Annotated in this window: 16 protein-coding genes and 1 tRNA gene; 1 reads left to right on the plus strand and 16 read right to left on the minus strand. The window is 51.5% G+C overall.

The window, feature by feature from the left end; all coding sequences use genetic code 11:
• Positions 1 to 95 precede the first annotated feature (95 nt).
• The 15 genes from AC5JQH_RS23465 to AC5JQH_RS23535 all read right to left on the minus strand — a co-directional run bounded on the left by AC5JQH_RS23465 (position 96) and on the right by AC5JQH_RS23535 (position 12,211).
• Complete coding sequence (locus AC5JQH_RS23465) at positions 96 to 821, minus strand: MBL fold metallo-hydrolase (RefSeq protein WP_493806198.1); 726 nt, start codon at positions 819 to 821, stop codon at positions 96 to 98.
• On the minus strand, positions 818 to 1,063 hold the full coding sequence (locus tag AC5JQH_RS23470; protein ID WP_493806199.1) for a hypothetical protein: 246 nt from the start codon (positions 1,061 to 1,063) through the stop codon (positions 818 to 820). The genes AC5JQH_RS23465 and AC5JQH_RS23470 overlap by 4 nt, the downstream gene beginning before the upstream one ends.
• Before the next feature lie 22 nt (positions 1,064 to 1,085).
• Positions 1,086 to 1,391, minus strand: a complete 306-nt coding sequence (locus AC5JQH_RS23475) for a hypothetical protein (RefSeq protein WP_493806200.1) — start codon at positions 1,389 to 1,391, stop codon at positions 1,086 to 1,088.
• 40 nt (positions 1,392 to 1,431) lie between these two features.
• Entirely contained in the window at positions 1,432 to 1,860 is a 429-nt protein-coding gene (locus AC5JQH_RS23480; protein ID WP_493806201.1) for a hypothetical protein, read from the minus strand.
• A gap of 335 nt (positions 1,861 to 2,195) precedes the next feature.
• The gene (locus AC5JQH_RS23485) at positions 2,196 to 2,414 is read right to left on the minus strand and encodes a hypothetical protein (protein ID WP_136630273.1); all 219 of its coding nucleotides are present in this window, start codon (positions 2,412 to 2,414) and stop codon (positions 2,196 to 2,198) included.
• 13 nt (positions 2,415 to 2,427) lie between these two features.
• On the minus strand, positions 2,428 to 2,733 hold the full coding sequence (locus AC5JQH_RS23490; RefSeq protein WP_227549471.1) for a hypothetical protein: 306 nt from the start codon (positions 2,731 to 2,733) through the stop codon (positions 2,428 to 2,430).
• Positions 2,734 to 2,753: 20 nt separating this feature from the next.
• Complete coding sequence (locus tag AC5JQH_RS23495; protein ID WP_136630272.1) at positions 2,754 to 3,113, minus strand: hypothetical protein; 360 nt, start codon at positions 3,111 to 3,113, stop codon at positions 2,754 to 2,756.
• A 30-nt stretch (positions 3,114 to 3,143) separates the two neighbouring features.
• Positions 3,144 to 3,536, minus strand: coding sequence for a hypothetical protein (locus AC5JQH_RS23500; RefSeq protein ID WP_482902086.1), 393 nt, complete (start codon positions 3,534 to 3,536; stop codon positions 3,144 to 3,146).
• A 20-nt stretch (positions 3,537 to 3,556) separates the two neighbouring features.
• Complete coding sequence (locus AC5JQH_RS23505; RefSeq protein ID WP_136630379.1) at positions 3,557 to 3,772, minus strand: hypothetical protein; 216 nt, start codon at positions 3,770 to 3,772, stop codon at positions 3,557 to 3,559.
• Positions 3,773 to 3,792: 20 nt separating this feature from the next.
• Complete coding sequence (locus tag AC5JQH_RS23510; RefSeq protein WP_136630380.1) at positions 3,793 to 4,005, minus strand: hypothetical protein; 213 nt, start codon at positions 4,003 to 4,005, stop codon at positions 3,793 to 3,795.
• A gap of 20 nt (positions 4,006 to 4,025) precedes the next feature.
• On the minus strand, positions 4,026 to 4,349 hold the full coding sequence (locus AC5JQH_RS23515; protein WP_136630381.1) for a hypothetical protein: 324 nt from the start codon (positions 4,347 to 4,349) through the stop codon (positions 4,026 to 4,028).
• Positions 4,350 to 4,365: 16 nt separating this feature from the next.
• Positions 4,366 to 5,031 carry a site-specific integrase gene (locus AC5JQH_RS23520; RefSeq protein WP_136630382.1) on the minus strand — a complete coding sequence of 222 codons (666 nt, stop codon included), beginning with the start codon at positions 5,029 to 5,031 and terminating at the stop codon, positions 4,366 to 4,368.
• Between the two features lie 202 nt (positions 5,032 to 5,233).
• Positions 5,234 to 6,169, minus strand: a complete 936-nt coding sequence (locus tag AC5JQH_RS23525) for a hypothetical protein (RefSeq protein WP_153637267.1) — start codon at positions 6,167 to 6,169, stop codon at positions 5,234 to 5,236.
• Positions 6,170 to 6,494: 325 nt separating this feature from the next.
• Positions 6,495 to 6,570: transfer RNA gene (locus AC5JQH_RS23530), tRNA-Phe, on the minus strand.
• A 97-nt stretch (positions 6,571 to 6,667) separates the two neighbouring features.
• Positions 6,668 to 12,211 carry an LPD23 domain-containing protein gene (locus tag AC5JQH_RS23535; RefSeq protein WP_493806202.1) on the minus strand — a complete coding sequence of 1,848 codons (5,544 nt, stop codon included), beginning with the start codon at positions 12,209 to 12,211 and terminating at the stop codon, positions 6,668 to 6,670.
• A 128-nt stretch (positions 12,212 to 12,339) separates the two neighbouring features.
• Between AC5JQH_RS23535 and AC5JQH_RS23540 the strand changes: the two genes are divergently transcribed.
• Complete coding sequence (locus AC5JQH_RS23540; RefSeq protein WP_493806203.1) at positions 12,340 to 13,224, plus strand: EAL domain-containing protein; 885 nt, start codon at positions 12,340 to 12,342, stop codon at positions 13,222 to 13,224.
• An 11-nt stretch (positions 13,225 to 13,235) separates the two neighbouring features.
• Here AC5JQH_RS23540 and AC5JQH_RS23545 read toward each other — a convergent pair whose 3' ends face one another.
• Positions 13,236 to 14,843 carry an EAL domain-containing protein gene (locus AC5JQH_RS23545; RefSeq protein ID WP_493806204.1) on the minus strand — a complete coding sequence of 536 codons (1,608 nt, stop codon included), beginning with the start codon at positions 14,841 to 14,843 and terminating at the stop codon, positions 13,236 to 13,238.
• Between the last annotated feature and the right edge of the window lie 8 nt (positions 14,844 to 14,851).

The raw sequence follows: 14,851 nt of genomic DNA on the forward strand, positions 1-14,851 counted from the left end.
TGCTAAATTATAAATATTGCGCATGTTTTTTAATTTCCAAGGCCGTTTTGGCGAATTCCCATATCGAAGATTTAGAAATTTATTTTATAACGCCTCTACGCTTTAAAAGAGTATCGCGAACCGGGTGACGCGGTTCTCCAGCCATCCTTCTCTGCAAGCAGGCGCTCCTGATCATTGGAGAAGTGATACAGTACGACTCGGCTTAAGAAATTGTGGAAAGCGTATTCGCGCTCGATATCTTCAACACCAGAATGCGATGGGTTTGAACTCATAGTTGCATCGTGGAAAATTATTTCGTCCCGCCCAGCATGTGCAACTAGCTGTTCTGGGATGGGCCGAGTATCTCCAGTGTAAACAAAGTGCCCCGGCAGACAGAGGCCGAACGCCTCACCCGGAAAGTGATGACGTACTGGAAACACATTAAAGCGATAACCCGCGTGATAGAAATACTCACCAACAGGAATAAGTTGAAAGCAGTCCCAAAAGTTTTTGCCACCTTCGGCGACCTGAGTACCGGCCATTGCGAGGACTTGGTGCAATCGGAGCACGAGGTTGGCTGGCACGAACAATTTGATCAGCGCGTGACTTGAGAAAGCAATGTGAAAAAACAGGCGCTCAAGTCCGCCAATATGATCAAGGTGGGCGTGTGTGATAAATATCGCTTCAAGGGGCAGATCTAAACTACGGACCTTAAAAAAAGTTTCAGAACCAAAATCGATAAGTAGATGCTCGTTGCCTGGCAGATGAATTAAGGCGCTTGCATTACCAAGGTCTTCGCTGTGGGCACCGCCACACCCAAGAAATTCCAGTCCTATGCTCATAGTAATTTACTCAGATTAACCAAGTTAATGATCAAAACTTCGCCGGGCTGTTGGCCCCGGTAGTTATCAGAAGGGTCTGGTGCTTTAAAGGGGCGAATGCGTTGTTTGACTGCCCCCACAACTTCGTCAGCATGCAGTGAAACAGGAATGCTAACTGTTGTTTCATGAATTTTGCTATTGCGGTCATCCTGTAAGGTAAAAGCTACCAGTAAGGTTACTGATGTTTCGTTGTGTTCATTCATGCCTGAATTCCCATGCTGTGATTTAGCCTTGCCTCTGGTGCGCGGTAGGCGCCCTGATCAGCTCAAGCTCTTTCATAATGTGGTCAGGGAAAACCTTACCCTCCTGAACGTAAGCGTTCAGATACTGACCGGCCCTTGAGTTGATCAATTCCCAGACTTCTTCCTTTGGCTTGTCTGAGTTGTGCATTGCGAGCGCAATGAGATCAAAAATATCCGACGCCAACATGGGTTGCTGTTCCGGTTTTGCGTGGGCAAGGCCTGTGCGTATTTTTTCAGTAAGCTCTGAATCCAGAGCTCCCTGGTACCCATATCTATTTTCGTCAGTCATTCCAGCTTCTCCCGGTTTCCAATCTGGCTTCTACTCACGCTCAGTCTTCATCGTCTCTTTCGGCCGCAAAATGGAGCAGGGACCCAATGAGCAATCCCAGCCAGAGCATCATTCCCCATCCGATGGTCCGGTGAAGGGGCTCGAACCCCCAGTGCTCAAATATTCGCGCCATAATGAAAATAGCGGCAAATGTCAGGATTACTCCGGCGGTGCTGGCCCAGCCTCCGTATAGACGGGCAATGGTCAGTCCAAATCGGGCCCCTTCACTGATAAGCAGGAGGGCTGAAAATATCAACAATAAACCCATCAAACTGGAGAACCAGCTTTCTGCCAGAGATAGCTGCCAAACGCCGAGAAACGCCGTTAGAGCAGTTAGCAGCGCGGTTCGTAGGAAAGAGTGGCTCTTGTAAGAGATGGCTTCGTGAACACCGTTGATCAGAGCATCGTCACGTTCCTGTTGAGTTCTCATGGCACTTCTCCGCATTCCCATTATCTGTGATCGATCATCAAAACGTTGCTGGACAGACTTGGGCGAGTGCCGCGCTCCCGGAAGAGCGCCAAGATTCTCTCCGGTACAACCCATTCGACCGATTCTTCGCTTGAGAAAAACCCCCGCTCATCAACCCAGAAACCATTCGAAAACGCCATGAAACCAAGCCCAGCAGGGGCGTGAGCGAATGCCTTTCCGCCGTATCTCTCATACTGGCAAAAAATCACGGAATCAGCCCAGTCGTGTTCTACACTGCTAGTGCTAGTGTCCTCGCTTATCGGCTCAAGCATTGCGTCTCACTCCGAATTCCCATGTTATGTGTCATCGCGACTTTTGACGGTCATGCGTTTCTTGTGCAGAGCAGATCCGCCGATAATTGCCAAAATACCGGTTAACGCAAATGCGCCAATTAATATTTGTAGCCATGCATTCAATTCAGGATTGATACCTTGCACGAGGCCGATTATGCCTCCAACAATCAGGCCGACTGACGACATGCTGCCAATAACAAAAACCTTAGTCAGTGTGCTCATGCCGATTTCCCATCTACTGAACGGTCACATGAACGCGATTGTTGGCGCTCTTCAGAATTTCATCGGCTTGAGACTTGCTCGTTGCTCGGGCCAGTGCATCCGGATCTGCCTCATTTTTTACTTGGACGGCAACGCCATGCTTTCGGCCATACATTCGAAAGAAATCGAGCACATGAGCTTCGCGTTCGGTGAGCATTGCGAATATCTTGCCGTCCAATGCCTTCACTTCATCTGTCGTAGGCAGGTTGTGTTTCTGGAACGCAGGGTTCAGTTTCTGGCCTTGGTTTTCGTCATCCATCACTTTCTTTTCACCTGTCATGCTCAGCTCCCGGATTCCCATCACGTAAATTCAATGTAGCACTGGCCTTTGGCCATATTGTTCGCGACATTTACCAAACTGATATGCACGCCTTCGATTGATTCAGGCGGCACCAGCCATTGAGCTTGCGAGTCTTCGGAAACCAACTCCCAGAGATCCCGACCAACGTTTGCGTCAGCCTCGTAACCAAGAATGCGAACTGCTTCAGCTACGAGCTGGCCAACTTTGGCTTCCTCCGGATGGACAGGCCGTGCATCTCGGTTTTCGAACGCATAATCAATCAGCCTTGCCATCTCTACGGAGAGGATGTCACTGTCTGCGTATGCTGGTTCGCGCCCAGCAATGACGCCGGACACCACTTCCTGCAATTTTGAACTCATGGACCGGTTTGGTTTCCCATCACTTGAAGTTCACAATCTCAATCCATTGGATTCAATCAGACCGATTGCCCAATCTGGACAGCCGTCTTGACTACTCTCATCCGAGAATCCGCCTGTTATTCTCATCGCCGCTCTTGACGCTTTCGCTATCCAGTGAATGCCACCGGCATAAGGCGTATACACTTCGACTGACTCTTCATCAGAGTACGTAGCCTCGTTGAGTCTTCGATAGAATTCGTCCAGACTTTCTTTTGGCTCTGGTTTGGATTCCCATGCATCCCATTCCGGATCGGGAAAGGGATCGTCAATTACTTCTTTTTCTGAAGAGACTAGGACGTAGTTGATGGCGCTGCTTGTGCCATGGTAGGCGGTATAGAAAACATCACCATTATCGAAGCGAACAACCGCAACTTCGTTACTCATATCGAATTCCCATTAGAAAATTAGCTGAATTTCCCGCCGATCAGTCGCGTCAAAATCACAGATCCACGCAGCGCCCAAAACAAGCTGAAACCGCCAGTGAGGAAGCATGCTAGGGACCAGAAGATCATCGCCTCCGGCAGTAACGAATCGAAAGACTCGTTCAAGAAGAACGCTCCAGCGGATATGCCGACAAGCCCCGCCAGCACACCCAGAACTCGTAGCACCTTGTCAAACATATCCAAGCTCCGTTTTCCTGTTAGTGTTTGATGCCAGTATCGCAACGGGGGCAGTCTGCGTCATAGCTTCGATCACGACCGCTTTCGATGAAATGCTTCATCAGCGCATCCTTACGCTCCGTCGTAATGGCCCGCGAAAGCCGTCCCTGTTCAAAATCGGTAAGGGTAACCGATACGCATCCGCACAGTTCAGACACTGGTGCTGTTTCAAAATAAAGGCGTCCTTCAGTCACGATCTTCCCCCAGTTTTCAACTAGCAATAATTGATGATTCGGTCCAGCGCTTCTAAGCGCTCCTTCTGAGCTGTCAGACGCTCAATCTCCGCATCTGCTTCATCGGAGAACGGTTTTTCGCGCTCCCGATAAATCCGTTCGGACAGCCTTCGGATGGTGCCAGTAATCTCTGTCCCGGCAATCAAGCCCTCCGTGACACCCTCTGCAAGGTTGAGGTGCGCAACAATCAGGGCCGTATTGTAGTGGGTATCCTGCTCAGCCAAGATTGCGGAGAAAGCCTCTTTTACCTCTTTCAGCATTGCAGCTTTGGTTATGCCTGCATCTTTCATCGCTTTCGTTCCCACAAACACCTCCTAACACTTATTCTGCCACACGGACCCGGCTATATATGTCCTTGAACACCTTCGCCAGATCCTGGATCGCGGGGCGAGTTTTTCTGTCGATCGTCTCTTTCTGTTTTATCCCGGAAACTCTCATCAAGTCCTTGTGATGACATCCATGATCAAACATTGCCTTGATCCAGCTATCGCGGAACGTCGCGACGGTTGCCCCCTCAATGCCTGCCTTCTCAATAAACGATTTCAGTTTTGAGTTCATGGTACGAGGCTGGTAGTCCGTGGAGCCTTTTTTCCTGGGCGACAACTTGAACGGTTCTCCCCGGTCATTCAAAAAGAAATGGCTCTTCGGGTCGACGCCCCGGTACCAAGGCTGATTGCAAGTACGGAGCCCCTCAGCCACTCTCCAGTCGATGTATTGCTCAAAGAAGGGCAGTACGTGATCCTCTGTATGCAACTCTCTCGCATCGCCGTTATAGGAAGCGCTCGCAGGGAGGGTCCAGATTCGGAAAAAATCGCCCGATTGGTCCATTACATCCTCCAGTCTCAGCAAGCTCAGCTCGTAAGGAGTAAGCCCCCAGTACAGGGCGCCCATGATTAAGGCGCTGTTTCGCTTCCCAAATGGCGGTGCCGCATTCATGTCGATCAGCCGCTGAACATCACCTTCGTTAAACAGTCTTTCAATTGGCATTCTGTTTGCTCAAATCAGGTTATATCCGAATATGTGACAATAATATCACAGCTTATTAATGTGTGTAAAACAGTTTATACACTGTTTTGTGACATTGCGTTGGTTCGATCGTCGTGCAGATCAAACCCAGGGCCACAACATCGTTGGCTTCATGGGAATCTAGGGGGTTTGACCAGGCGAGGCGCCCGCCTGGTCAGGGAGATCAGAGGTCAAGCATTAATTCCCGATCCTGAGGCGGCACTTTGTGAACTCGCCCACAAGGCACCAGGCGCTTGAGATCTTTGAGGTAGTCGAGGCAATAGGGTCTCAAATACTTTGCGGTGCGAGCGGTGAACTCGAACCAGCGCCGGGCTTTCAGGAAGTTCCCCTGCCGGTAGTATGCTTCCGCGAGATCATAGGTCACGTTGGAAAGCACATCATTGGCATCCAGTCGGGGGCAAAATGGCGCGGCACCGGTGCTGGGAAAGGTCTGAGGCAAGGTCTCAACCACCGCCGATTCGAAACCATTGAGGTCGCCGGCCACCGCCTCGAAGCTGTCACACGCCCGAACAAACGAGAACAAATGCTCAATGACCATGAGGTTCTCGGGCTGCGCTGCACGCCAGTCCCAAAGGCGCTTGCAGAATACCTCCCTATCAAGAAAGCCTCGCATCCAACACTGATGGTTCTCTTCGATGGTGGGCCACAGGTCACGTGAGCGCTCCGAGGGGAAAAATCGCCACTCCAATCCTCCTGTGTCTGGGGCGATACCACGGACAACATGGTTCACGGCCCAAACGGGCTCCGTGAGCACCGTGGATTGGGGATTGCGAGCCGAGACGCGCAATCGGAGCGCAACCCGCCGCGGTTCGCGGCCAATAAGAAAAATCTGGGACTTGATGGCGTCCTTCTGGAAATCAATCCGTTGTGATTGAACGGCGGGCGAGACATCTTCATCCATCGGTGAGGGAGGGTGAGATCGGGCGCGAGTCGCCTGCTCCAATTCATGCCACGAGGTGTAACCCAGCATTGCTGCTGTCACTCGTTGTGCGGTCGAGAGTGTCATGCCACGCCCCATATCAAAATCTGGACCGAAGAGGTTTTGAACACGACGGGCGGCTTTTTTGGGCAGTGTCAGAGAATGAAAGAAAATACGCATGACGGTTCTCCCACGGGCAACAGGCTAGCTCACTTAACCTTACCCTGGGAAAGACGGGAAAAGGTGGGTGTCATCGATTGCCCTGTCCGTGAGACTTCGCCAACGTGAGCGGCACGATTTAGGTTGACCGTTCATACAAGGATAGGTCAAAGGCTTTGGAATTCCAGCGGGAAGGCAGTCCCCATCTACCGTTATGTGAATGTTAGGGAGATGCACATGATGTGTGGGAGGGGAGAGCGAAGGGGCTATGCTGCCAGACCGCAAGCTGCCCCATTTGCCCCATAAACGAAAAAGCCCACCATGAGTGGGCTAAGTCTTTGAATCTTGGTGCCCGGAGGCGGAATCGAACCACCGACACGGGGATTTTCAATCCCCTGCTCTACCAACTGAGCTATCCGGGCGTGTTGGCAATTGAACTGCGTCAATGCAACGGGCGTGGATTAAACAGGGTGTGCCATTCAAAGTCAAGTTTTTAGGGCTATTTCTACTGCAATCACTTCACATGGCCAGATCCCTTACTGGCGCCTTAATCCTCGGATTGTCAGGGTCACGATGGATCTTCTGTTCGTTTGCCGCCGATACTATCGCTTTCGGTTGATAGCCCGGCTTCGCGCTTGACCAGCATCCCTCAACATTGAGAGTTGCTGCGTGCGCAAATTTGGCCGCTCGCTCCAGTGGCAATCCTGACAGGAAATCTGCATCGGCGGGCTCCAGCACCGCTAGATTCTTCTCAACGACTTCCCGTGGAACAGCGTCCAAACCTGCACATTGGTTCACGATGCTTTCAATGACCTTAGCCCGGTTCTGCTGAGTTGGAGCATTGTTGTAAAGTGCCCGTTGTATGGTTGGGTCGCCTATCCGCTCGAAGGTGTTGATAGCCTGGTTAATGCCTTTTGTCAGATAAGCGCCTAACTCCATGGAAGACAGATTGGGCGGTACCGTTATTACCCCACTGTTTTTGTCGAAACGTGTTTCAGGCCTTTCAGGACTCTGAGTGACCATGACATCTTCCAGTTCTGGGTAGGCGGTAAACACATCGTGATCGCCCATCAGGGCCGTCAGAGGAACTTCTTGACGGGTGATCTGGTTGTAGATGCTGGTTACACGGGTTATGTCGACCTGGCCGATCCTGATGCCCTCAGCAAGCTTCTGAACGTCGCGGGCAATAAATTGACTCACGGTCTGTTTAGCCCGAAGGTCTGGAACTGACAAATTAAACCTGAGATGGCCGGTATCATCGAGCGTCCAACCTGTTTTCGATTTCAGCTCACCGTTGATTTGCCCGGCGAGACGACTGAATCGTTCACGAAGAGCCACACCAGCTGCACTGTAGTCATGCCCGGCCAGTGCGTTGAGAACTTTTGGATAAGCCTCGCTAACACCCAGAGCTTTCTCGGATACGAGCTTTGCTGCAGTCTCAAGCGACGCTAGATTCACGCCCCGGGCATTGGGGCCAATTTTCATGGCCACGGGGCCGGCCCGGCTAACAATTTGATCTTCGGGAGACACGTCATAGCGGGACATCGGATGGACAGACTTCAGTTCCGGGTTCCGGTAGGTCGCTTCTACCGCTCTGGCCTCAACCTCGCCGGCTGTCCGGTAATAGGTGCTGAACGCATCGGACGTCTGCTGCTTGTACATGGGGGTGGTGGAACCCTTCAGGTCCGCACGAAGTTCGTTCGTGATCGCAACCGAAGGGAATTTCTGGTCGCTCGGGGTATCCAGATCCGCGTTAATTGAGCGCCACTCGACTTGCTGACCATAGCTTTTGAGGGCCTTGTTGATGGCCTTTGGAAGCATGTTGTCGTAGAAGGTTTCAAAGCCCTTGGCATCAGTCGTAATGCTTGGGCTGAACATGCTGCCAGACTCTTCCGAGAGAATGGCTTTGGCCGTCTTGCTGTCGAACAATTTCTTGATCTCGGCCACGGTAAACGCATCACTGATAACGTGCTCTTCACCACGCTCTGCCGTAACGAAGATCTTGTCGTCATCATGGGCAGGATGCCATTCCACTTCGTCGTACCGCTGACGCTCACCGCCGGCATACCGCTCAGCTTGAACAGCTGATGGAGACCAGGCTACAGAATCGAATCCGGTTTCAGCGGCGTAGCGAATGAGGCGTTTGGCAACTGTGGCGTACCAATCCTTCCCAAGTGGGAATGATTTCGGAGTGTCCGATGCGCTCCTAAGCGCCCTTGACCGAGCTTGATCGAGATCCTCATATTCTGCTTTGAGCAGCTCAATGTCAGTCACGAGTCCCAAGGAACGATGCACTTCGGAGTCGTAGGCGTCGGCAAGAAACTGGTCATCCGACGTTAAATCGTTGTAGGACAGATCTCCCTCATGGAGATGTTTCACGCTTTCGTTTTGGCCAAGTTCAGCGATTCTTCGCTGACTTTGCTCCAGCTCTTTCTCGGTGTCACCAAGCCTAGAAGCAACTTCATTCAATTTCGAGGTCACATCCTCATAGGCCGCCATAGCCCCATTGGGATCAGATGCATCGCCGATCTGTTGGACTCGAGTACGCCAGTCACTTTGAATTTCTTCGATCAGAAGTGTTTTCTGGCCACCCTCGTTGATCGTCTGGAACCGGGCATGGGCCATCACATTGCGTTGCCCGGGCCAATGCTCTGATACGAAGTCCTCTCCAAGCTTCATGCCTGTGGACTGATCGTCCGCCAACATGAGGAACTCTCGGTACTCAGAACCGCCACTCAGAATGTAGTCCTCATACTGCGGGGAGGCGCCAGGAGCTGCCAGCTCAGCAGAAGACTCAAGGTCATCTACCTTTTTGACGATCGCAAGGAAGTCTTCGTATTTGTGGTGATCGAGGGCATCGAAGATCTCACCAAGGCCCTCGTATTCGGAGAGCGGGGGGATTTCCAAGTCAGTTGAATAGCACCAACCCGCTCGGGACCGGGCCTCGTGGATAAGCTCCAGAGGCTCCTCAAACCCAAAGCCGTGCTCGGATGCCTCTTTGGCGAAGGATTCGCACCAATCTCCCAATTCCTTGCGGAGCGTGCGTGCCGCTGTGAGGCCCTGAGAGTCAATGAAGACTTCGCGTGGACTTAGCCCTGCCTTTGTAATTTCTTGGGCCAGATCGGCTTGAGAGACGGGACCATCGACGTTCGCGTCTTCAAGCCACGCCCCCAGATTCAGCCATTCCAGCTCGGCCTGCTTAACACCCGGTTGCTTCTGCAGATAACCCATCCATTGTTCTGCGCTTGCTTTTCCAAAAGGCGCGGTGTGCACTGCACGAAGCACCTCGGAGTGATACTGCTGGCCGGGGTTCTCCACTTTGGCTGCAACGGATGGAGCGCCCGGCGAGGTACCCAGAGCAAACCCTTCAATTGTCTGTATGGCATGCTGGGTCTCGTGCAGCAGGGTCGGGATAAGCTGCCTGACAGACTGAGGGAACAGCACAATCGTCTGGCGCTGGCTATCGCAAAACGCGGAGCTGGTTGGGAAATCCTCTGACTTCGGATGGAACGCTACGTTCCACTCTTTCAGTTCAGGGTAAGCCTCGAACAGTTCCGGGTGGTTGATAAGGCGATTAAGTGGCAGGAAATTGTGCTGATCGTAAGTGAAATCGGTATCCAGTAGCCGGCCGTTGGGTTCGTCTGTCTCGAAGTCGAAGTAGTCGAGTTCCCCGCTACCTTCCATGATGCTGGACGCAACAGGGACGGGCAGGTTCATCATCAGAAAGGATCTTGAGACTCCCTCGAGCTCAATGATGTCGCTGACCCTTGTTGCGTCTACTGGAATCATCTGTACATCGAAGCCGCCATTAGGGTTCTTTCGATGGACAACCCGGTTAATGCGTGGCGCCTCTAGGGTGTTCCAAGCAGGCTTCAGGATAGAAAGAGCATCCGGATTCAGTGACGTCTGTGAATCGTCAATCTCGAAACGCCACAGCTTATCGACACCCCGGAACCAGCCGGTCTGATCCAGAATGGTTTCACGATCAATGCCTGCTATCTCAAGATCATGGGCCTGACTGAGGCGGCCGGGATTCGCGGTGCGTGCCCTGGCACCGAGGAACATTGCCTGTGGCACATCCTCGAACTGATGCACGACGTATTCATTTGGCTTCGGATCAGTACCGTAAGGAGCGATGCGCCGGCGCTGGCCTTCCGTCATTGCGACCCGGGCCGCGGATTCATGAGCCTCGATTTCACCGAAGGCTTTGGTGTAGGCCTCCGGATCAGCGATAAGACGCAATCGTTCGGCTAATTCGTTCATCCGCTGGATACTCGGGCTATCCTCCTCGAGGACCTGCATCTCTTGCTTGGTTAACTCTGGGTTAACACCGGTTCGCCCATCAAACAGCTCGGCATGGAGTTCCATGTAGATCTGGACGTCCGGATCCGATTCAAGCAACCCGTTAAGCTCATTCTCCCAGCTTTCTCGATGGACATTCATAAAGGGGCTCAGCCCCTTGGCAAACCCCTCGAGTCGTTGCACCAGATGCTGGGTCTCGTGGATAAGGGTCTCACGCAGCAGATCGGCGTCTTCCAGATAGCTTTCCGGAATAATGATTCTGGGGGTGTTCGTTGTGACTTCAGGGTAGGGCGCATTCGGGTCGATAATTACCCGCATGGACTGAAGTTCCGGATAGGCTTCATACAAAGTCGGATGATTCAGGTAAGCCGGCAGGGTGCCGGGTTCAGCTAAATCGAAATGAGAGCCGATCTGGTCCATCCGCTCCATGTAATACGTGGTTTTCCTCGCCGCTTCTGCTGATCCGATCAATCCATCCGTGTGCTGGCGGGTTACATTGTTCAGTTCCTGCTGCAACCACGCCGTTTCTTCCATTGCCTGAAGATTAGTCGTTGCATCGCGATCAGAAATCTCGAATCGCCAGGCACCGTCCGGACCTTCAAACCAACCGGTCGCGGCCCATATTTCCGCGCTGGTGCGACCTTCCATTCTTAATTGTGTGGCTTTCTTGAAGGTTTCAGTACGGTCAAGCCGCTCCGACGCCTGTTCGCCGAGATACATGAAACGCAGCGGGTTTGAACTATCTTTGGCGGCAACTGCCAGCGAAGGTGACACTAGCACAAGCCCATCGCGATCCATGAGATTGTTCAAAGCAGTGATTCGATCAGTGCCATCAATATTGACGATAACGCGCTGGTCTCCCAGCAACTCGGCGCCGACATCGGAAAGCGAGTGAAGTCGAATCGAGCCATCGGCTTCAACTTCGATGCCCCGGGACTCCAGATACTGGGCAAACGACGTGCTGAGTCTTTCGGCAGAAGCATAATTTTCAGCAAGAGAGTCCAGTGTCCCCTGTCCATCCTTCAACAGGTGTTGGTCAAACTGATTCCACAAAGCATCTGGCATGCTCTTCATGAGGGTGTTGAGTTTGGACTGACGTGGGGTAAGGGCACCAGGGCCACGGATAGATAGATCTGCGTTTGGCTCAAAGGCAGCCTTCGACCGCAGATAATCTCGACCTCTCTGGAGAAGGACTCGAACATCGTCGTCGGTGTAGACGATGTTCTCGCCGGTCTGCGAGCTGTACTCCTGTTTTGCAGCCAACTGAATCTTATCGAACAGAGAGGGCTTCTCTCCTGACTCGGCAATCATGGCCACCAATTCTTCCGCTACCAACATCTGATTTTCTTCAAAGCTCAAATCCAGTTGATAGCGATCGGCGATCTCTTGAAGCCGAGGATCAGACTCGAAAGATTGGTAAATTTCACGGAAGGTTTGATCTCTATCGGCGCCCAGGGTGGCTCTAACCCCGTTATGGCCGGTGATCTCATGGCGGTAGGTCATTACAACGTCGTTGGCGCTGTCGAGCCTTGACGCAATCAGGTAAACCCGGTTATCACGAGTGTCGAAAATGCCTTTGGCATTTTCTTTCCTGTACCCGAACTCTGCCATTTTTCTTTGGATGTGCTCCGGCAAAAGGCTGACATCTTCAACCAGCTCTGTCTGTGTGCCGAAATACCTATCAAGCCTTGAAATTGCTTGTCTGGCGAGACTTTCCGGGGCGCAAATTGCAGCAGCTTTTCCGAAATCTTCTGGAGTCATAGCTCATGCCAATATGATCACTTTATGACCTAATTTAGCATTCTGGCTGTATTCTTGACCAGAAAATAATATAGAATTAATCCAATCTTGATTAAAGCAAGCATTAGATTTATCAAATGAGGTCAAAGATGAAGAAATGCCTGACGTTGCCGGCTATCCGAAAACTTGAAGCCAAGGGGTTTCGAGTGGCGAATCAGCCTATAGTTACTGGTGACATTCATGGCATTCCACAGGTAGCAGGGTATGAGCTGCTTCCTAGATTTCTGACAGAGGATCAAACCATTCTCACTGCTCATGATTTCGAGCAGCAAATGGGTATTGAGGATTTGACCACGCTCGATGCGTTGATGGTGCAAGAGGCGATTGGCGCCTCTGTTTCTGCGGAATCCTCTGACCTTTTTTTCAGTTTTAACCTGCGTGTTTCAAGTTTATCTGAAGCTGGCTTCGCTGAATTCCTCACCTCCCGGATAGCTGTCATGAACAACGTGGAGCGCTCACGCTTGGTCGTTGAGATAGATGGATCACACCTCGCCGACGGTAAGTCTTTCTCCAATTACTTACCCCGACTTAAAAAAACCCTGGTCGAGCTTACAAGCATGGGTGTGAGGATCTGCGTCGATGGCTTTAACCATCGGACCAATGGATTTCGACTTGTTAGTCAGTTGCCTGTTGATGCAATCAAGTTTTGCCCTGAAGCAGTTAAAGCTGAGTCCCGCTTCCTGGAAGGAAAGTGCTCAGACTCGGAATCAATGGATCTTGAGGTAATGCGCTCATTTGGAGTGAGCATGAGAGCATGGGGGTGCTTGGTCATTGCCGATGGTATTGAGGCAAGGGCGCAGACATCGGCCGCCAAAGGCATGGGGGTGACTCACTACCAAGGATCTGCATTTGGTCAAGCGCTGGTCGAAGCTGACTTGCCGGACGTTCTTGATGCTCCTGCCAACATTAATCGCTCTTATCGAGGAGGAGACACAGAAGTTAAGGATTTTTGCCAGGCCATGGCTAGCGGCTAATCAGATAGGGTCTAATTCTTCTCAGAAACCTTCAGTTTGTCAGCCAACTCGATAATCTTTCCCTTCTCAGCGCCTACCCCCCACGTTTTTCCGCTTGCAACCAACTCGATAAAATCGGAGGAAGGCAACGGGCGACTGAAGTAAAACCCCTGCCCATATTGCATGTTAAGGCTTTTAACGGCCGCCAAATTCTCAACCGTCTCGATGCCCTCAGCAACGATCTGAAGTCCAGAATTATCAGCAATCATCGGGATATAGCTAGTCAGAGAGGCTTTCGAGTTCTCTGGAGTCAGATGGCTAATCAGGGATTTATCAACCTTGAGGTAGGAGAGGTGAGAGGATTGCAAGCGACTCATGTTGCCATATCCAGTTCCAAAGTCGTCCACCGATATTTCAATTCCTATGCGATTGAACTGCTCAATCGTTTTTTGATATTGAGTGTCTGAAATAGAGCTGTCCTCAGTTACCTCAAGGCATATCTGCAAACGATCATCAGAAAGGGCGGGATGCGTCTTAAAGAATTGAACCATCTCGGAATTGAGGTTGGCGGGGAAGATATTGAAAGAAAGCTTGAACGGTTTTGTCTCGGACCACTGGATACCTCTTATTCCCGAATAGGCCCTATCAAACATCATTTTGGAAAAGTCATTCATCAGTTCATTTTCAGCTATTACTGGAATGAACTCTGCTGAAGACAATGGGCCGTACCGGTCCTCTAGCCGGGCAAGAACCTCACAACCAACGATGCCGCCGGTCCCAATATCCACTATAGGTTGGTACGCGCAGTGGAAGGAACCTTTGCTTACAGCAGATAAGGTCCTCACAGATGCTGTAGTAGAGCCCTCAAGCAGCCAGCGAATCAGTGAAGGGAACCAGAATCCCAGCATGAGAGCAACCAGCGATAGCACTATGAGCACAACGTAATGCTGGCGGAGAATGCTCTTCCAGGGTCTCATAACAAGAATGCAAACGTTCAATCTTTCTGAGCACTCTGCGGAAACTATCCCTGAGAGACTACCGTTTTCAGCTGTGAAGTTCCGGTACAGTCCTTCGGAGCCGCTAATCGTGTAAGGAGAATCCCCGGTATAAACGATCTCCCACAAGAATGAAGAGTCCTGACTCTCTTCTATTGGTAGCGGTTCTATAAAGTAAATCAGCTTGCTGGTTGCGATTGCGAGCGAGGAGTCGATGCCATCGTCCTCCAGGAGGTCGCGGGAAGGCCATATCCTTCCATTTTCTGTGATCGGAATGTAGTTATCGGGATCAATCGCCTCTGCCGGAAGGTTGCCGATCATGGCAGTGCAAGCCACGCCTCTTTCTCCGTAAATCCCAATGTCCGAGATTCCGGAGTTTTCGAAAACATAGCCTCTTAGAGTGCGCCGACTGCTAGCACTGCAATTTAGGAGGGAAGGGTCTGACAGGGCCATTGATGTTGTGTTGATTTTGCTTGAAATCGACTCAACGTCCCGGATCGTCTGGCTTGCGATGTAGTAGTTTTCGAGGGTTACATCCCGGTTAAGGTACAGATAGGCGGCTACCACGCACAAGACGGCCGCCAATAGCCATGCAGATGATGAAATCAAGAAAGCCTTTAAGGTTACAAGCGCAATTCGACGCACAGAGGGGC

This window comes from Marinobacter sp. H13 (genome assembly GCF_059072335.1).